The sequence below is a fragment of the Arthrobacter methylotrophus genome, from assembly GCF_039539965.1.
GTDB lineage: Bacteria > Actinomycetota > Actinomycetes > Actinomycetales > Micrococcaceae > Arthrobacter > Arthrobacter methylotrophus.
The window spans coordinates 4,772,211-4,789,980 of record NZ_BAABED010000001.1 but is presented as its reverse complement, the minus strand read 5'-3'; the positions used below and the strand labels follow the sequence as shown (position 1 = coordinate 4,789,980).

The following is a 17,770-nucleotide window of genomic DNA, read 5'->3' as shown; positions in this document are numbered from 1 at the left end:
AGCATGGGCACAGTGGTGAGCCTCGCCGTCCCGGCCCCTCCAGAGGCGGCAGCCCAACCCGTGGGGGATGAGCTCGAGGCGGCCACCGCCGTCGTCGAGCGGTTGTTCAACGGGCTGGACCGGACGTTCAGTCTGTACCGGCCCGATTCGGAGGCGAGCGCGATGGCCCGGCGCGAGCTGGCCCTGGCGGATGCTTCGGCGGACATGCGCCGGTTGTATGTCGAGGCCTCCGAGTGGCGAACCCTGACGGAGGGGGCGTTCACGGCCGAACGGCCGGACGGCGTCGTGGACTTGGCGGGGATCGTCAAGGCGCATGCGATTCGGGAAGCCGGAACGTCGCTTCTCGCTCTGGGGTTGAAGGACTGGTGCCTCAATGCGGGAGGGGATGTGCTGGTGCACGGATCGCCGATCCCGGGGAGCGAGCGTTCGTGGTTGGCGGGGATCGTTGACCCCGATGATCGGACGTCGCTCCTGACCGCGTTTCCGCTCGGTAACGCAGGCGAACGGGCCCTAGCGACCTCAGGAACGAGCGAACGCGGCCACCACATCTGGACCGTAGGCCTGCAAAGCGAGCGGACGGCCGGATACCGGCAGGTATCGGTTGCCGCCGCCGACATCATCACGGCCGATGTCCTGGCCACCGCCATCATGGCCGGCGGCGCCCGGACCCTCACGCTGGCTACGGCGCGCTGGGACGTGGACGTGCTCGTAGTGAAGAACGACGGCGGTCTGCTCGCCACGCCCGGGTTCCGGAGCCCCCCTGCGCAGTCCGGTTAGGGTCGGGTGAGCTGCGGATACTTCGGGCTGAGCCCGTCGCCGGACGACTTTCCCGTAACCCGGCGGATGACCCACGGGGCGGCATGTTCACGGGCCCAGCGCGCGTTGGCCCTCAAGGCTTCCACCCTGGCAAGCTGGGGTTGCGGCACGGGCGGCGGTGCGTCGAGGGGACCTTCGTGTTCCAGGACGGCCAGGACCCGGTTGGCCATGTTGATGTGACCAGCAGTGGACATGTGCATACGGTCCTGGCCCCACATGTGCCAGTCGTGGTATTCGCTGAATCGCCAATAGTCCACCAGGAGCGCGCCGTGGTTTTCGGCGATTTCCCGCACTAGCTCGTTATAGATAGCGGTGCGTCCGCGCATGGCGCCGAACACCTTGGAACTGCGGGCATCGAAACCCGTGAAAAGAAGCAACGTAGCGCCAGTGACGCTGAGCTTCTCGATGCCGGCTGCGTAGTCTTCCATGAGCCTGTCGATGTCGACTTTGGGGCGGAAGATGTCGTTCGCGCCCGCATAAAGGGTCACCAGCGTCGGTTGGAGTGCGACGGCGGCGTCCACCTGCTCTGCCATGACTTGCCGGAGCTTCTTGCCGCGGATGGCCAGATTGGCGTAGCCGAAATCGTCATTGCTTCGGGCCAATTGATGGGCAACCAGGTCCGCCCATCCCCTGACTCCGTTAGGGCGCGAGGGGTCGGCGTCCCCCAGTCCTTCGGTGAACGAGTCTCCCAATGCCACATACCGGGCAGAAAAATCCATGGCGCCAGTCTTTCATCACTGGGGTGCGGGCGTCACGCCCGCCCGCACCCCAGTATTCGAGGCCCAGTATCCGAGGCCCAGTGTTCAAGGCTCAGTGTTCGAGGCTCAGTGTTCGCGCAGGATCCAGTGGCCGTCGTCCAAGCGCGCCACGATCTTCTCGCCGATCCGTGCGAGGTCCGCAACGTCGTCGTCGGTCATGGCATCCAACATCAAGGTGCGGACGGCATCCACGTGCCCCGGAGCGAGGGACACGATGGTGTCCAAGCCGGCGTCAGTCAGGTGCGCAACGGTGACGCGGGCATCGCCTGGGTGCGCCTCTCGCTCAACCCAGCCGCGCCTCTGCAGCTTGGTGACAACGTGCGACAACCTCGACAAGGAAGCGCTCGTGCGGGCGGCAAGCTCGCTCATCGGCAGGAAACGACCATCCGCTTCGGACAGCATGGCGAGCACGTTGTAGTCGAACAGGGACAATTTGCCGGCCGCTTGCAACTGGGTGTCGAGGGCGGCGGGTAGGAGGGTGTTGATGCTCAAGAGGGCCAGCCAGGCACGGCGTTCGTCGGCATTGAGCCAGCGCGGTTCGGTCATGGATTCATCTTAGAAGGAAATTAGTACTTGACAGTTCAACTTAGGGTCATTATTGTCTTAGTTGAAGCTTCAAGTAAATAGATGCGGAGCAATCCGCGGAACCAAGAGCACCCGAGCAAAGGAAACAACAATGGCTGACATCACCATCATCGGTACCGGCAACATGGCGTCCGGCATTGCGGCCCGCGCCGCTACCGCTGGCAAGAGCGTCCAGATCCTTAGCCGCAACTCCGACTCCGCTGCTGCACTTGCGGACAAGGTCCACGGGACCTCCGGAATCACCGGATCCCCCGTCGAAGGCAGCATCGTGGTGCTCGCAACTCCATTCGATGCCTCCAAGGAAGTGCTTTCTTCCTATGGCTCCGCGCTCAACGGCAAGACGATCGTGGACATCTCCAACCCCGTGAACTTCGAGACCTTCGATTCGCTCACCGTCCCCGCCGGAACCTCGGCAGCTGAAGAACTCCAGGCTCTGGTCCCCGGCGCATCGGTAGTGAAGGCGTTCAACACCGTCTTCGCAGCCACTCTCGCCGATGGTGAGGTAGCCGGACAGACCCTGGACGTACTGGTGGCGGGCGACGACACCGAGGCGACTGCCGCCGTCGTCGACTTCGTCAAGGGTGCCGGGCTGCGCCCCGTGAACGTCGGGCCGCTGCGCCGCTCACGTGAACTCGAAGCATTCCAGCTGCTCGTCATGACCCTGCAGATCAGCGAAGCCCACCCCGACTACAACTGGAACTCAGCTGTCAAACTCCTGCCGTAAAGCATTGCGGTTACGGAGGGTGGCCCTTTTGGCCGCCCTCCGGGCTGTAGGCTGGCGGCATGTTCGTCGTTTCGCTGACATACAAAGTTCCCGAGGAGATCGTCGATTTCCACCGCCCCGCGCATATGGATTGGGTCAAGGACGCGTTCGACGCCGGCACTTTCCTTGCGTCCGGACGTCGCGTTCCGGCCATCGGAGGGGTGCTTTTGTCCAACGTTGACCGTGCAACCCTGGATGCTTCCCTGGCAACGGATCCGTTCTTCGTCAACGGGGTGGCAGACTTCGAGATCATCGAATTCACAGTCACCACGGCGTCCAAAGGGTACGAAAACCTGCTGGACTGACCCGTTGCGCGTCCGGGGCGTCACGCAGAGCACATTTTTAGCCCCTCCCTCGACGAGAACCCCGGAAATTCGCGGCTTCGATGCCCGCCGGCCGCCAAAAAGTTGTTAGGCGTGACGCTGGTTCGGGTTCTCAAAGCCGGGCCAGTTCACGGGACGTCCCCAACTGCTCCGGCAACACAACCGGCATAAGGTCCGGCCAGCGGGCGCTCAAGTGGTCCCCGCTCGAAACTCCCCTGAGACGACGCGAAAGCCACGGCGCCACATCGCGACTGAACCACGCGGCGTCGTCGGCCAGAATCTCCGCACGGCTCCGCGGCGGCAAAGTCCCCAGCACAGGTGAACCCAACGAGTGCGCGGCGCCCAACACTTCCAAGACCCTCTTCGCCATATATTCGTGCCCGACGCCGGACATGTGCAGCCGGTCCGGCGCCCACATGCGGCGGTCCTGGTACTTTTCGAAGCACCAGTGGTCCACGAGAAGCGTTCGGTACGCCGCGGAAATACGCCGGATGTGCTTGTTGAAAACGGCTGTGCGTAGCTTGAGGGGTTCCAACACTGGCGAGAGCGGAACGTTGTACTCGGTGAACAGCAGGATCCGGGCACCGCTTTGCGCAATCCGGGCAACGGCCTCCTCGAATCCGGCGACCAAGGTGCGCATGTCCAGCCGTGCGCCGAGGAGATCGTTGCCGCCGGCGTGGAAACTGACAAGTGTGGGAGCCATATCAAGCGCCGGCTCAAGCTGTTCAGCGATGATCTGCTTGAGCCGACGGCCGCGGAGGGCCAAGTTGGCGTAGCGGGTGTGCGCCTCATGCCGGGCCAGTTCCTCGGCGACACGATCTGCCCAACCGCGGCAATCGTTCGGAAGGCGAAGGTCACGGTCACCGACGCCTTCCGTAAAGGAATCCCCGACGGCGACGAATCGCAGCGGCGTGTGCGTGGTCATGGTTGTGTCCCCCCGTTAGTTCGAGCGTTGCTTTCGGCCGAGTCGGCGTCGCCGGATGCTGCCGAACCAGCCGCGGCGGCTTGGCGCTCCGCGAGCTTACGCAAGCCGGCCTTCCGCGGAACCTTCACTGGCTCCGGCCAGCGTGGGCGCAACGTGTCCCCCAACGTGACGCCGCGGAGCTTACGGCCGAACAGCGGCAGGACCCAATCGTTCACCCAGCGCCGCTGGCGACGTTCCCAATCACGCAGTTTGAGGCGTTGCGGCGGTTCCCAATCCTTAGGCGAGAACTTGTGGGCTACGCCGAGGTGGTCCAAGACCTGCGCCGCCATGTATTTGTGTCCGGCTTTGGACATATGGAGACGGTCAGAGGCCCACATCCGTCGGTCGTGGTAGGCGTCAAGGCACCAATAGTCCACCAGCACGGCCCCGTACTTTGCGGCCAGTTCGCGGACGCGCTCGTTGTAGAGGGTGTTGCGCTTCTTGAAGGGTTCCAGCACGGCCGACACCTTGACGTCGTACCCGGTGAACAAGACCAACGTGGCTCCCGTGGCCGCAAGACGTGCCACGAGTCTTTCGTATTCGGCCATGAGTTGGTCCATGTCCGTACCGAAGTCCAGGATGTCGTTGCCGCCGGCATAAAGCGTGATGAGCGTGGGACCCATCGCAACGGCCCGGTCCATCTGCTCCTCAACGACATGACGGAGACGCTTGCTTCGGACCGCAAGATTGGCATATTCCCAGCCAGGTTCGGCCTTGGCCAGTTTCTCCGCGACGCGGTCGGCCCAGCCCCGGACGCCATTCGGCAACGTCTCGTTCCGGTCCCCCACACCTTCAGTGAAGGAATCGCCCAAGGCAACAAACCGCCGTCGTCCGTTCTGGTCAGCATGCCGCACGTTCCCAGCCACGACGCCAGCGTAGCCCCGCCCGGTTGCCCGCGGGCAAAGCCCAGGTTAATTCGACGCTCACTCACGTATGCCGCCGTTTCCCGGGACGCTCACTCACCAGATGTGAACGAGGGTTCCGGAATTTGGGGGCATACGTGAGCGAGGGTCCGGGAAGCGAGGGTCGGGGAAGGCTGGCTAGAGTTCGGCTTTCCCCTTGCGCCAGTACCCCATGAACGCCACTTGCTTACGGTCGATCCCCGCGTCCCGGACGAGGTACCGCCGGAGCTCCTTGACCACCCCGGCCTCGCCCGCGATCCAGGCGTAGAACGGCAACGCACCGGCGGGAAGGCCTGGATTCCGGCTCGCTTGGATGGCGGCTGTGTCCATGCGCAGCGGGGTATCCCACAGGATGTCCTGGTCGATGTTGACGTCTTCCGGTTCGGGACCGGCGGGCCCGTCGAGCGAGATGATGCCTACCCAGCCGGGGACGGGAACAGCTCCGCGGACGGCTTCCCGCAGCAGCTCGCCACGAGGCCTGGAGCGGCTGCCGAGCGCGCCGCGCGCGAGCCAGGTGATTTCGACGTCGGCGTCTGTGGCGAGGTCTTGGAAATCGGCCGCCTCAGGCACTTCGAGGAAGGCATGCCCCTTTAAGTCTTCCGGCAATGATTCCAGGATGGCGCTGATGGCCGGCACGGCAGTCTCGTCTCCGGCAAGGAGAACGCGCTGTGCCAAGCCGGGACGCCATTCGATACCGGAGTAGGTTTCCGCTGTGATGCAGTGTGCCGCCCGATTGTTGGGGCCGATGATGGTGATGGCATCCCCCGGTTTCGCTGCGCGCGCCCAGTAGGCCGCCGGCCCGCCCGTCCGGTGAGGCCCAACCGTCCGGTGGGCCGCGCCCGTCCGGTGGGCCGCGCCCGTCCGGTGGGCCGCGCCGCCGTCGTCGTCGTCGAAGTGCATCACGAAGTCGACGTCGATCTCCGGGTAGACGGCGTCGAGCCTCTCGTTCCGCACAGTGTAGGTCCGCATCGAACCACGCACCGCGGGATCCATGCCTAGCCACTCCTTGTACCAGCCGGCATCGCTCGTGTTGAAGGCGGGGAGCGGCAGCCGGTGGCCGCCGGCGTCGAGCGAGGGAATCATGAGCTTGATCCGCAGGTCCATGGTGTTTCCCGAAACACCGAAATCGCGAAGGCAGTATCCGCCGAAAGTGATGCGGCGAAAATTGGGGCCGATATCCTCCACAGCCGTGACTGTGACGTCGAAGGCCAGGGTCATCGGCTCCGTGGCTGTATTCCGCACAGCGGCTCCTGTGTCTGCGCTCATGAGGCGAACTCCAGTTCGAGAGGGGTTGGGGACGTGGCTGTATGGTGTCGGCCGATCGGGAGGATGAGCGGGGTGCCAGACAGCGGATCGGGAACCACCCGGGATTCCAGTCCGAAAACGTCGCGGACCAGGTCTTCGGTGAGCACATCGGCAGCGGGCCCCTCGGCAACAATCGCACCCGCCTTCATGGCGATGACGTGGTCCGCGTATCGCGCCGCCAGATTGAGGTCGTGCAGCACAATGGCCACCGTGGTTCCGCGGTTGCGGTTGAGGTCGGTTACCAAATCCAGAACCTCCACCTGGTGTGCCAGGTCAAGATAGGTGGTGGGCTCGTCGAGGAGCAGGACCTCCGTTTCCTGCGCAAGGGCCATGGCGATCCACGCCCGTTGGCGTTGGCCGCCGGACAGTTCGTCGACGTTCCGCTCAGCCAACTCCACCGTCGCAGTGCTTTCGAGCGCGCGTTCGACGGCGAGATCATGCACCGACAGGTCACCAGTCCCCCAGCTACGGAAGAATCCTTGGTGCGGATAACGCCCGCGGCCCACAAGTTCGCGGACAGTGATGCCATCCGGGGCAAGGGGATGCTGCGGAAGAAGACCCAAGGTGCGGGCGAGTTCGCGGGCCGGACGGGAGTGGATATCCTTTCCGTCCAAGGTGACGACGCCGCCACTGGGCTTCAGGAGCCTCGACAGCCCCCGGAGCAGCGTGGACTTTCCGCAAGCGTTGGCACCCACGATCATAGTCACCATCCCCTCGGGAATCTCTGTCGAGAGCCCTTCGACCACCCGTCGCTGCCCGTATTGGAGCGTCAAGCCGCGCGCGCTCAGTTGTGCCATATCAGGCTTCCTTTCGATGGGACGTGACCAGCAGCCACAACAGGAATGGAGCACCGAGTGCGCCAGTAATTACGCCGACCGGCAGTACCGTGCCGGCCAGGACAAGGGGCGCCACGTTGTATGCGAAGTAGTCGGCCGCCAGGACAATGAGGGCGCCCGTGAACGCCGACGCCGGAAGGCTGGGCCGTCCGATGATCCGGCGCGCGATCGGACCGGCGAGGAAGGCGACGAAGGCAACCGGCCCGGCAGCCGCCGTCGCCACTGCTGCGAGTGCGACGGCGGTGATCACCAGCCCGAAACGCACGGCGTTCACCCGAATTCCCAGTGCGGTCGCAGCGTCGTCGCCGAGTTCAAGCATGCGCAGTGGCCCGGCGAGGAAGGCCAACGCGGGAATGAGCACCGCGAGCGAGGCGAGAAGGACGCCCGCACGCTCCCAATTGGCCGAATTCAAGGAACCGTTGAGCCAAATGAGGGCTTCGGAAGCTGTCCGGATATCCGCCCGGGTCATGAGGAAATTCACCACAGCCCCCAGTGCGGCGGCGATACCAATGCCGGCGAGGATAAGGCGGTTGCCTGCCGCGTTTCCGTGCCGGCCTCCTGAGCCGCGGCCACCTGGACCCCCGCTGCTCGGTCCCTGCGAAATAGCGTAGATGACAAGCGCGACGCCGATTGCGCCGGCTAGAGCGGCAGCGGACACGGCGGCCCCGGAAGCCCCGAACACCACGATGGCCAGGACTGCCGCGGCACTCGCGCCGTAACTAATGCCGATGACGTCCGGGCTCGCGAGCGGGTTGCGAAGCATGGTTTGGAAAAGTCCGCCGGAGAGCCCGAACGCCACGCCGATCAGGATGGCCAGCACCGCTCGGGGAAGTTTGTTTTCCATGACGATGAAGCTTGCGCCGGGGATCTTCTCGCCGCCTGTCAGGTGGGCAGTGAGGATCCTGAAAAAGTCGGGAACGGTGACCGTGTAGCTGCCCAGGAGCACGGTCACCGCAAAGAGGACCACGACGCCGGCACCCAGGAGCGCGGTCCGGTTCAGTCTCTTCGAGGCGGCGCGAGTTGGCACGTCATGCCCTCTCAGAGCGTTTTTGGGGGTGTTATCTGCCAGTTGGGACGCATACGTGTTCAGGCTGCTCACAAGGAGGCCCCCTTGCCGCATCGGACGAGCCACACGAAGACGGGAGCGCCGACGATGGCTGTCATGATGCCCGCCGGGACTTCGCTTGGCAGCAGCACCACCCTGCCAAGCACGTCCGAAGCCAACAGGAGGGCTGGTGCGAGCACCATGGAGAACGGCAGGATCCAGCGGTAGTCCGGCCCGGTAAAGAAACGCACGGCGTGTGGAACCACCAGCCCGACAAAGCCGATGGGACCAGCCAGCGCCGTGGCCGCGCCACACAGGGTCACGATTCCCAGCGAGGTGATGCCCCTCGCCAGCGTCACGTTCCGCCCGAGTCCTCGGGCAATATCGTCGCCGAGGGCGAGACTATTGAGGACCCGGCCGCTGCCCAGCACGATCGACGCTCCAAGCAACAGGAACGGCAATCCCGCCAGGATCACGGACCAGTCGCTGCCCGCGATTCCTCCGACCTGCCAGAATCGGAAGCGGTCCAGCGTGTCCTGGCTCGACACCAGAAGGACGTTCATGACGGAATAGAGTCCCGCGCTCAGTGCCGCCCCCGCCAAAGCGAGCTTCACCGGCGTCGCACCCTCACGACCCATGGACGCAATCAGATAGACGACGACGGCGGCTGCGGCGGCGCCGACGAATGCGAACCAGATGTAGCCACTCGCCCCGGAGATACCAAAGAGGTAGATTCCCATGACCACGGCCAGTGCAGCTCCTGCGTTGACGCCCATAATGCCGGGGTCTGCCAAGGGGTTGCGGGACACACCCTGCATCGCGGCCCCGGCGAGCCCCAGGGCAGCCCCCGCCACCAGCCCGAGCACAGTGCGCGGAATGCGGGTGTGGACCACGGCGTGGTTACCGTCGTCGGGGTTGAACTGCGTGAGGGCTTGCCAGACAGTCGCAATGGACATGTCCCTTGCGCCGATCGCGAGCGAGGCGGCACAGGCAACAGCGAGCACGACGACGGCGACCAACAGCCAGGCGGCACGGTTGCCCGGCATCTTCGCGCGAACTGGCACTTGATGCCCGTTCGATGCGCTTTTAGGGTCATGTGCTGCCAACTCGCGCAAGGTTCCGAGCGTCGTACTTTGTGTCATGTCGGGCGCTTCGCTTACTTGGCGGCCGCGTCGGCACCCTTTGCCAGCTGGGGCAGGAACATGTCCAGTGCCCACGGCAGGCTCAACGGTGAGGACGCGGAAATCGCCAGTGTGAGAGTGTTGTCGGAGTCGGCAACAAGGGCGCCCTTTTTGATGGCAGGGATCTGGCCGAGCAGGGGGTCTGTCTTGATCTGGTCCGTGGTTTTGGAGTCCGGCACCCACGTCACGAAGACGTCCGAGGAGAGCTCGTTGGCCTTTTCAGCGGACCACGGAACGAAGAATTCCTTGGAACCCTTGCTGGCGTTCTCCACCACGGGAGCAGGTTTCATGCCGATTTCGGACAAGAACCGTGGACGGTTGTCGTTCGTGGTGTACACGTTGACACCATCGCCCTTCGCCGGCTCGAGGTTGCCGTAAATGAACGTTTTGCCGGCGAGCTGCGGAAAAGCGGAGACCTTGTTCTTGATGGTGGCCTCTGTGTCCGAGACGAGCTTGACCGCTTCCGAATTCTTGCCGAGGGCCTTGCCGATGATCGTCGTGGCCTCTTGCCAAGGGGTGCCGTACGGGAGTTCGGGTTGCGCCACCACGGGGGCAATTTCGGAGAGCTTCTTGTAGTCGGCTTCGGTGAGGCCTGAGTAGGCGGCAAGGATGACGTCCGGAGCCAACTTGGCGATTTCGGTGAAGTTGATACCGTCGGCCTCGGAGAACTGGGCCGGCGCTTTCGGGGTGCCGAATCCGGCGCCCAGCTTCTCAAGCGCGGCGTCTTTCCAGGGGGTGGAGCCCTTGCCGTTGTTGCCCCAGGCGTTTTTCGGAACACCGACGGGCACGACGCCGAGCGCCAGGGCGACATCGTCGTTGACCCACGAGACGGTCACCACGCGTTGGGGCTGTGCCTTGATGGTGGTCTCTCCGAAGACGTTTTTGATGGTGACGGGAAACTGGCCGCTAGAGCCCTGAATCGGTGCGGAATTACTGGTGGCCAAACCGGGCGAGCAGCCGGTCAGGGAAAGGGCGACGACGGCCAAGGCGGCGGTCGCTGCTCCTGCGGTCTTCAGCAGGGCACGGCGAGGGTGGACGGAAGCCACGGGACTCCTTAGGTAAGTGATGCAAACCTAAGTAAGGCTAGCCTACCCTTTGGATAATTACGAAACATTAGCGTCACTTAATTGGCCCGCACCCCTCAAATCCCGGACGCTCGCTCACCTATCGGGGCCCAAAGCCGGACGCTCGCTCACCTCTAGTGAGCGAGCGTCCCCCGTAAGTGCCGCATACGTGAACGAGCGTCCAGGTCTGCGGGGGCTGCAATGCATAGGGGTTTTTGGACAGCGAGAACGGCATTTGCAAAGATGACAGAGCCGGTTCATGCACCGAACCGTGCCGGACCCGAAAACACGAAGGATCGAGAGGATGAGCATGCGCACTGCACACATTGGCACTGCCATGGTGGGCGAGGTGGCCGTACTGGCCTGCTTGGCAACTCCTCTTGCGTCGGCCATCCCGTTCAGTGGCCAGGGACTCTAGCCCCACTGCCTATGCGAGACGCGGATCGCCAAACGCCAGCGTCCTTTGCCCTTCGCGGGTCCAAACGATTCGAAAGAACTTCGCCATGCGCAAAATCACAGCTCAACAAATCCGTTCATCATTCATCAATGCGAGCCGCTCCGAGGCCGCCAAGCTCAACCTTCCGAAAGACTTTGGTTCCCTCGACTGGGACAACCTCGAATTCCTCGGCTGGCGCGAAAAAAAAATGCCGATGCGCGGCTATCTGGTCGTTCCACATGATGGGAACCTCATTGGCATCATGCTCCGCGCTCCCGAGGGAGGGTCGGGCAAGAAACGCTCGGTCCTTTGCGAGCTTTGCCGCGACGTGTTTTCCAAAGACGATGTCTATCTCTGGGTGGCCAAACGCGCAGGCCAATCGGGTCGCGATGGCAACACAGTGGGCACCTTGATCTGCGCTGACTTCCGATGCTGTACCAACGTCCGCAAGGAGCCACCCGTCAGTGAAATCATTCCGGACCCTGCCGCCGTCGTCGTTCGCCACATAGCGGGACTGCAGTCCCGGACCGCCCAGTTCCTGGACCGGGTCCAAGGCAGGTAGTCAGCCCAGGGACGACGCACGCTCACGTTTGGCGGCAAAACCCCCGGCGCTCGCTCACCTCTAGTGAGCGAGCGTCCGCCGTAAGTGCCACATACGTGAGTGAGCGTCCGCCCGCAATGGGGGTTAACGGAGCACGATGTCCACCGGGTTGGCCTCGGAACGCCATCCGCCCGGCACTCCCGGGCCACCAATCACAGGAGCGGTGAGCACGCCGGAGCGGTTGGTGCGTTTGTCGCGCAGGATTTCCGTGACGGAGCCAAGGTGCCGGGAAAGGTCGATCACGTTTTCGGGGGCCGCCAGCAACAATTGGAAACCGAACTCGTGCAGCGCCTTGATGCCCGCGCCGGCGAACTCCTCGGAGGCCAGGACGAACGCCTCGTCCATCATCACCGTGCCATAGGTCGTGAAACCCTGTTCGGCGATCCCCAGCTGGTAGCTCAGCGCGGCGGCCATGATGAACGCGGTGAAGCGCTGCCGTTCGCCACCGGACATTGAGCCGGTGTCAGCGTGCATGTACACCTCGGTCTTCTTGCCACCCCGCGGGCCTTGGACGGAGCGGTGCTCTTTGCACTGGATGAAGAGATGCCCTCGGACATCGAGGACCTCGGCTCGCCAGCGCCGGTCCTCGGGGGTTTGCGAACCGAGACGCTTGACCAGCGTTTCGAGCGACTTGTAGCGGTTGGTGAGTTCGACGTCGTCGTCCGCCTCGGGCGAGGTGACGGCACCCGAAGCGGCACCAGCAGCACGAGAAGGGCGCGTGTGACGCGTCTTCAACGCGTTGTGGATGGCGTCCTTGAACTGCTTCGCGGTGGCGGGCAGCGTCTGCTTGATGTCGAGTTCCAGGAAGCTTCCCTCGTGGAAATTGACCTCGGACAGGATGCCGTTGAGGGGCAGGATGCGGCTGGTGATGGCGCGGCGTTCCTCATCGAGCAAGTGCAGTAACGTGCTGAACGATTCGTGCGTGCGCTGGTTGAAGAATTGCCGGAATTCGGCTTCCTGGGCGGGCAACCCTTCGCTCACGATCTGGTGATAGCGGGACTCGAATTCCCCCGCGGCGCCGATCGAGGTGCCGTGGTCCGCGGAAATGGCGGTGCCCCATTCGCGTACGAAGCCTTCGAACATGCGCGTCAGTCGCTCGGCCAACGCTTGCCCCCGGGACTCTGCAGCGTGCAGCTCCGCCAAGAGCTTGCTCCGGACTTCCGCAGCTAAAGTGTCGAGTTCGTGGAGTTCGCGCACTTCGCCGAATGAGCTGAAGTACGGCTCCAAGGCAGTCACGGTGGTGTCCGACGGCGGCGCCTGGCCAAGGCGGTTGCGTGCGGCATCCAGGAGGGCGTCAGCCGTGGTCATCTGTTGGTCGAGCGTCTTGTATTCGCTCTGTAAAACCGCCGCCGACCCTGTGGAGGACTGGTGCCTTTCGCGCACGGCCTCGATGTTTGAGCGGAGGGGTTCCAGATCGGCCTGCGCTGCCAAGGCATCCTTGAGCCGCTGTTCGATCTTCGCGAGTTCCTCTGCAGCCACCACGGCAGAAACCTGTTCCCAGCCACGCTCGTCGTCGGCAATGCGACGCAACGCCTCGAGCTGGCGCGTCATGCCCTGGTGGGAGTCCTCGCGGCTTTGGGCGAGTTCGGCGGCCTTCGCAAGCTCGTTTTCGAGCTCGCCGACTTTCGCGGCCACGAGTTCCAGTTTGGAAGCGTTGTCGAAACCGAGAACGTAGTCCTGGCGGCTGGTGAAGCGGTCGTCCTTCTCGACGGTGTGCCTGTTGCGCTTGACCACTCCGCCCAAGCTCAGGCCCTTGTCCAGTTTCGCGAGCTCGTCCGGGTCTTCCACGCACGGGTAGGCGAAATCGATGGCGATCCGCTCGCGGATCCACTGCCCGGCGTCCTCATTGGCACCAAAGGTGAGGATGTTCAGCTTCGTCAACAGGTCGCCGTCGGACACGTCCTCCACAGCCAAAGCGCCGCCGACGAGCGGCTTGGAGACGTCCACCGCGCGCAGCGCTCCGCGGACCATGTTGTCGTTCAGGTAGCGCGTGACGGCGGCAAAGTGCTCGCCTGGAACCAGCAGCGTCGTGGCGAGGTTCCGCAGGGCGCGCTCGGCCGCGGGCCGCCATTGTTCCTCGTCCTCCGCGAGGTCGATCAGCTCGCCGCCGAACGGCATGCGCTCCTCGGGAACGCCGGTGGCTGCAGCGATCGCGGCGCGGTTCTCAATGCTCGACGGCGGCAGCAGAGACTTGCGCGTCTTCAACGACACGAGCTCCTGCTGGGCTGCGGCAAGCTCACGTTTCTTGGTGGCGTGGCAGTCGAAGGCTTCGAACCGGAGCTCCCTCAGCGCTTCGGAATGGTCCTTGAGCTCGGCGGAACGGGTCGCGGCCTGCTCGTGGGCCTGCTCCCAACCCTCAGCGGTCCATTCAAGGTTGAGTCCGGCGTCACCCAGTGCTTGGCGGGCTGCCTCCTCCACCTGCTGGCGGAGCTTGAGTCCGATCCGGGCGTTTTCCAGCGACTGCTCGATCGCCGAAATCGCGTTGCCGCCCTGGTTGTTGTAATCCGATTCGAGCTGGCGCAGCTCCTTCGCCAGCGCGTCGCGGACGCCTCGCTCAGCGCTGAGCTCCTTGGCTTTCGCCTGGGCAAGGTCCTTGAAACTGGCCAAAGTCTTGGCATGGACCGTGACCGAGAGCTGCTGTTTGTAGGCGTCGAATTCCTCGCCGGTGAGCTCCCGGAGCCGGTTGGCCTCCAGTAACGACTGGGCATACTCCCTGTTCATGCCGGGAACGGGGGCGAGCTGATCGCGCTGCTGACGAACGTCCTCCAAGCGCTGCCTGATGGACATGAGGTTGCTGAATTCCTCGACGACGTCGTCCGCAGCAGTCAGCGTCGCAGGAGCATCGAGCACCTGGTCGCGGAAGAATGTGTTGACGCTACCGCCGAGCCCCTTGCCCGCCTGGATCACCCGCAATAGCGGGAGGGCCTGATCGGAGTTGATGCCCAAAAGCCGGCGGAAACGCTCCGCAAAAGCCTTGTGAACATCGAAGATCTGGGCGTCCGGGAAGATGGTTTCCAGCGCGCCCTTGGTGAATCGCTTCTCGGCGACGCCCTCGATCGCTCCGAGGTCCAGGGGCTTGCTGTCAATCACGTAGAACCGGCCGACGCTGGACTCGGTGCCGTTCTTGGGCAGGTCAAACAGGGCCGAGATGGTGATCTTGGTCCCGGCCGCATTGTCGAACGTCAGTGCGACGGCGGACCACGTTGCGCCCGGGCGCTGGAAAGCACTCGCCGAGCCTTCGCCCACAGCTTTGTCGCCCACTTTTCCGCGCATATAAGTGAACGTGGTCCGCTTGTCCTCCACAGCTCCGCCGGCCCGTTGCGCGGCAGCCTCATTTGAACGCGGACGGGCATCGAAGACACGGAGCATGGCATCGAACAACGTCGACTTGCCGACGCCCGAATTACCGGTCAGCAGAGTGCCGTTGCGGTCCACATGCATCGTGTGGGCGCCATGGAACGTGCCCCAGTTGACCACCTGGACCAAGGCAAGGCGCATCTGGCCCGGGTTGATGAGTTCACCGATAGGAAGCATGGTCGCGATAGTCACTTGGCTGCCTCCTCGAGCGAGATTCCGTCGGAGCTGTGGTCCCCAGTCGGGACGCCACCGGACACATGCTCGGCATGCTCACTCGTTCCTCGCTTAGACGCATGCTGCCGCATGTCCCCGTCGCCGCCGCTGCTGACAGTCACCGGGTCGTTGTCTTCCTCAGTGTCGGAGTCAGCGTCGTCGTTGGAGTTGGGGTCGTCCGTTTCCGTTAGTTCGATCAATGGCTCCGTGCCTGATTCGTCGGCTGCTACTGCGATCAGTGCTTCGATTTGGGCTGGGATGTCGCCGATGTTTTCGAAGGGGAGGGCTAGTGGGAGGGCCTTGGAGATCGCAAAGGTGTCTTCGATGCCAGTGGCCAGGAGGAGTTGGCGGGCCAGGAGTTTGGTGACCGTGCGGTTGACGACGTCGGTATCGCGGAGGGCGTCTTGTTGGCCGGAAGGCTGGTAGTGGGCGACGAGTTCGGCGATTTCTTCGCGGGTGATGACGGGCTCGGTCTGGGCTGTGACGTGGCGGTCCAGGAGGAGCCGCAGGCGCAGAAGCACGATGGTTTCCACCCGGCTCAAGGCGCGTTGTTGGCGCAGGATGCTTGAACGGGCGCTGCCTCCGATGGCTTCCGGATCGACCGGCCGGAGCACCGCGATCTTCCGTTCGTGGTCCAGTTGCAAGTTCAGGAAGAGTTCCGAGAGCCTGCTGCGGAGAATCACTTGGTTGTCCAGAAGGGTAGTCCAAAGCTTTTCGTCACGGCCGCCGTCAATATATGGGCCCTTGAGCAGCCGTACGAGGGCTTGGCGGACCTTCATGGGCAGAACGCCGGTATCTCCCGGGAACAGCGCAGCGCCGTCGACGAACGTGTCGCGGGGCGTGACGCGGAACGGATCCGACTGGACATGCCCATCCGCCGGAGCCGCCGGAGCCGCCGGAGCCGCCGTCGAAGAATGCGCATGTCCGTTCTGCGAAGCCTCGGACTGGACATGCTGCGTTATGTCCAGTCCTTGCTCCGAAGAGGGAGCATGCTCAGTGGGGTGGAGGGCGTCAGTCATCGGAATCCTTAGTCAGCGTCACGAGGGGCAGGTACGCGGTGCGTGTGCTTCCATCGATTTGTTCGAAGTCGATGTTTTCCCAGGCGGCCCGGTCGAACGCCGCACCACTGTGCAGCGCCTCGGACAGGAGGGCCCGGACAGTGTTGATGTGCCGTTCTTCCTCGGGCAGGTTCTGCCATGCCCCCGCCAGGGTGGAGGCGCCCGCCATGGCAGAGCGGACGACGTCGGGCCTTGCTTTCGCGGAGCGCAGCGAACGGACCCGGTCCGCGTCACTGAAGGCGATGGGATCGGCGAGCTTTGGAGGTGCCGCGAACTCGTCGGGATCGAAGAGCTTGACCATGGCGAGTGATTCGAATCCCGCATTGAACAACACCGGGCCGCAGATCAGGCCGGGGCGGTCGCGTTCGTAGGGCATGGAGCGGATAGCCTGTTCGGCTTCGCGCAGGACCTGCCGGAGGCGGACGGACTGGCGGATGTCGTCGCTCTGAATGTAGTTGTTGAGGCTTTCGGACAGGCGGCCATAGATGCGCTGGATCTGGCTGTGTTGCGTGCGCAGTTCCGCCACGAGGTTCTTGAGCGTTTCTCGGTCCTCATGGCTGAGATCATCCGCGAACTGACGGCTTAGCACGTCACCGATCGCCGAACGGAAGCGCAACTGCTGCTGCGGGTCCTCAAGGAATGCCGTGAAGGAGCGGAAGGTCCGGCCCTCGGGGCTCTGCCGCAAGCGCTTGTCCGCTTCCAGGACCTGCGCCATGGTGGCGCCCTTACTGAGCGATTCCTCGATGATCTGGTTGCGGAGTTCGCCCACTAATTCTTCTATTCGGTCGCGCATCTTCTTGTAGTCGGCAGGCAGGCTGGCCGCCAGGTCCAGGATGTTCCCGGCTGCTTCGACCGCTTCTTCGTCGTCCAAGAGACCGTCGAAATCGCCCGAGCTGATGTCTTCGATCAGCTGCTGGCGCTCTTGGATCTCCTCTTCAAGGGATTCCAAACGGGCGCTTTGGTCCGGGTTCGTCTCGTTGGCGAGCTTTTCGACGTCGCCCAGCAGCGTTCCGAGCCGGGAACCGTTGAGGGTGGAACGTTCGCTGGAGAGGCTGTCGAGGAAAGCCAGGACGCGTGCGGCGGCTTCGGTGACTTCGTAGACGATCTGGCCCGATTGGCTGCGGCGTGTCAGGAACTGCTTGCGGGTCCATTCGTCCGCAAACGCCTTGCCGCTCGTCTGGCCGCCCAGTCCGGGATCCTGCGTGCGGAGCTGCTCAAGGAAAGCGTCGACGTCGGCATGGAACTCTTCGAGCGGAAGCTGCGGTTTTGTTCGCGTGAAGGATGCTTGGAGCACAGCGATGACCCATGGGGCCGAGCGTGTGAGGGCCCACGCGGGGCCTTTGGTGAGAAGTTCGAGGTCTCTGAGCCGCGCACTGATGGCGTCGGCAGAGGACATTGCTGAGCGGGACACGTACTCTCCTTCAGCTACCTCGGAACCTGATGGCAGCGGAAATCCCGAAAACTGCCCCGTACAAGGTTAACGCAGGGTGCGCCGCAACCCTTTCGTGATCTACCTGCCCGTAGGGTTTCGATCCCATATCAACCGGCGAAAGGCCCGTGTTG

General features: G+C 63.8%; 16 protein-coding genes. 4 read left to right on the top strand and 12 right to left on the bottom strand.

The features are described from left to right. The first annotated feature begins 3 nt into the window (after window positions 1–3). Window positions 4–777 carry an FAD:protein FMN transferase gene (locus ABD884_RS24645; protein WP_376955033.1) on the top strand — a complete coding sequence of 258 codons (774 nt, stop codon included), beginning with the start codon at window positions 4–6 and terminating at the stop codon, window positions 775–777. On the opposite strand, the gene ABD884_RS24640 is transcribed toward ABD884_RS24645, so the two are convergent. Both ABD884_RS24640 and ABD884_RS24635 read right to left on the bottom strand, forming a co-directional pair. Further along, window positions 774–1,535, bottom strand: coding sequence for an SGNH/GDSL hydrolase family protein (locus ABD884_RS24640; protein ID WP_345053908.1), 762 nt, complete (start codon window positions 1,533–1,535; stop codon window positions 774–776). The genes ABD884_RS24645 and ABD884_RS24640 overlap by 4 nt on opposite strands. 105 nt (window positions 1,536–1,640) lie before the next feature. Then, window positions 1,641–2,120, bottom strand: coding sequence for a MarR family winged helix-turn-helix transcriptional regulator (locus tag ABD884_RS24635; protein ID WP_345053903.1), 480 nt, complete (start codon window positions 2,118–2,120; stop codon window positions 1,641–1,643). Between the two features lie 130 nt (window positions 2,121–2,250). Here ABD884_RS24635 and ABD884_RS24630 point away from each other — a divergent pair, with 130 nt between their 5' ends. Beyond that, a complete protein-coding gene (locus tag ABD884_RS24630; protein ID WP_345053899.1) occupies window positions 2,251–2,883 on the top strand; it encodes an NADPH-dependent F420 reductase in 633 nt (210 codons plus the stop codon). Window positions 2,884–2,942: 59 nt separating this feature from the next. Beyond that, window positions 2,943–3,227, top strand: a complete 285-nt coding sequence (locus tag ABD884_RS24625; RefSeq protein WP_028267664.1) for a YciI family protein — start codon at window positions 2,943–2,945, stop codon at window positions 3,225–3,227. Between the two features lie 130 nt (window positions 3,228–3,357). On the opposite strand, the gene ABD884_RS24620 is transcribed toward ABD884_RS24625, so the two are convergent. The 7 genes from ABD884_RS24620 to ABD884_RS24590 all read right to left on the bottom strand — a co-directional run bounded on the left by ABD884_RS24620 (window position 3,358) and on the right by ABD884_RS24590 (window position 10,524). Next, window positions 3,358–4,170, bottom strand: a complete 813-nt coding sequence (locus ABD884_RS24620) for an SGNH/GDSL hydrolase family protein (protein ID WP_345053893.1) — start codon at window positions 4,168–4,170, stop codon at window positions 3,358–3,360. Then, window positions 4,167–5,075 carry an SGNH/GDSL hydrolase family protein gene (locus ABD884_RS24615; RefSeq protein WP_345053890.1) on the bottom strand — a complete coding sequence of 303 codons (909 nt, stop codon included), beginning with the start codon at window positions 5,073–5,075 and terminating at the stop codon, window positions 4,167–4,169. The genes ABD884_RS24620 and ABD884_RS24615 overlap by 4 nt, the downstream gene beginning before the upstream one ends. Before the next feature lie 174 nt (window positions 5,076–5,249). Continuing rightward, window positions 5,250–6,377: a siderophore-interacting protein gene (locus ABD884_RS24610; RefSeq protein ID WP_345053886.1), complete on the bottom strand. Its 1,128-nt coding sequence runs from the start codon at window positions 6,375–6,377 to the stop codon at window positions 5,250–5,252. Continuing rightward, on the bottom strand, window positions 6,374–7,213 hold the full coding sequence (locus ABD884_RS24605; RefSeq protein ID WP_345053881.1) for an ABC transporter ATP-binding protein: 840 nt from the start codon (window positions 7,211–7,213) through the stop codon (window positions 6,374–6,376). The genes ABD884_RS24610 and ABD884_RS24605 overlap by 4 nt, the downstream gene beginning before the upstream one ends. Before the next feature lies 1 nt (window position 7,214). Continuing rightward, window positions 7,215–8,279, bottom strand: a complete 1,065-nt coding sequence (locus ABD884_RS24600; RefSeq protein WP_345053876.1) for a FecCD family ABC transporter permease — start codon at window positions 8,277–8,279, stop codon at window positions 7,215–7,217. 68 nt (window positions 8,280–8,347) lie between these two features. Next, entirely contained in the window at window positions 8,348–9,343 is a 996-nt protein-coding gene (locus ABD884_RS24595; protein WP_345055296.1) for a FecCD family ABC transporter permease, read from the bottom strand. Window positions 9,344–9,453: 110 nt separating this feature from the next. Further along, window positions 9,454–10,524, bottom strand: coding sequence for an iron-siderophore ABC transporter substrate-binding protein (locus ABD884_RS24590; RefSeq protein ID WP_345053873.1), 1,071 nt, complete (start codon window positions 10,522–10,524; stop codon window positions 9,454–9,456). 521 nt (window positions 10,525–11,045) lie between these two features. Between ABD884_RS24590 and ABD884_RS24585 the strand changes: the two genes are divergently transcribed. Continuing rightward, window positions 11,046–11,540 carry an FBP domain-containing protein gene (locus tag ABD884_RS24585; RefSeq protein WP_345053869.1) on the top strand — a complete coding sequence of 165 codons (495 nt, stop codon included), beginning with the start codon at window positions 11,046–11,048 and terminating at the stop codon, window positions 11,538–11,540. Window positions 11,541–11,663: 123 nt separating this feature from the next. On the opposite strand, the gene ABD884_RS24580 is transcribed toward ABD884_RS24585, so the two are convergent. Genes ABD884_RS24580 through ABD884_RS24570 form a run of 3 tightly spaced genes read right to left on the bottom strand, consistent with a single transcriptional unit; the run spans window position 11,664 to window position 17,618 of the window. Continuing rightward, on the bottom strand, window positions 11,664–15,128 hold the full coding sequence (locus tag ABD884_RS24580) for an ATP-binding protein (protein WP_345053866.1): 3,465 nt from the start codon (window positions 15,126–15,128) through the stop codon (window positions 11,664–11,666). Then, window positions 15,125–16,168 carry a DUF4194 domain-containing protein gene (locus tag ABD884_RS24575; protein WP_345053862.1) on the bottom strand — a complete coding sequence of 348 codons (1,044 nt, stop codon included), beginning with the start codon at window positions 16,166–16,168 and terminating at the stop codon, window positions 15,125–15,127. Before ABD884_RS24575 ends, ABD884_RS24580 begins: the two co-directional genes overlap by 4 nt. After that, the gene (locus tag ABD884_RS24570) at window positions 16,161–17,618 is read right to left on the bottom strand and encodes a DUF3375 family protein (protein WP_345053859.1); all 1,458 of its coding nucleotides are present in this window, start codon (window positions 17,616–17,618) and stop codon (window positions 16,161–16,163) included. The genes ABD884_RS24575 and ABD884_RS24570 overlap by 8 nt, the downstream gene beginning before the upstream one ends. Window positions 17,619–17,770: the final 152 nt, after the last annotated feature.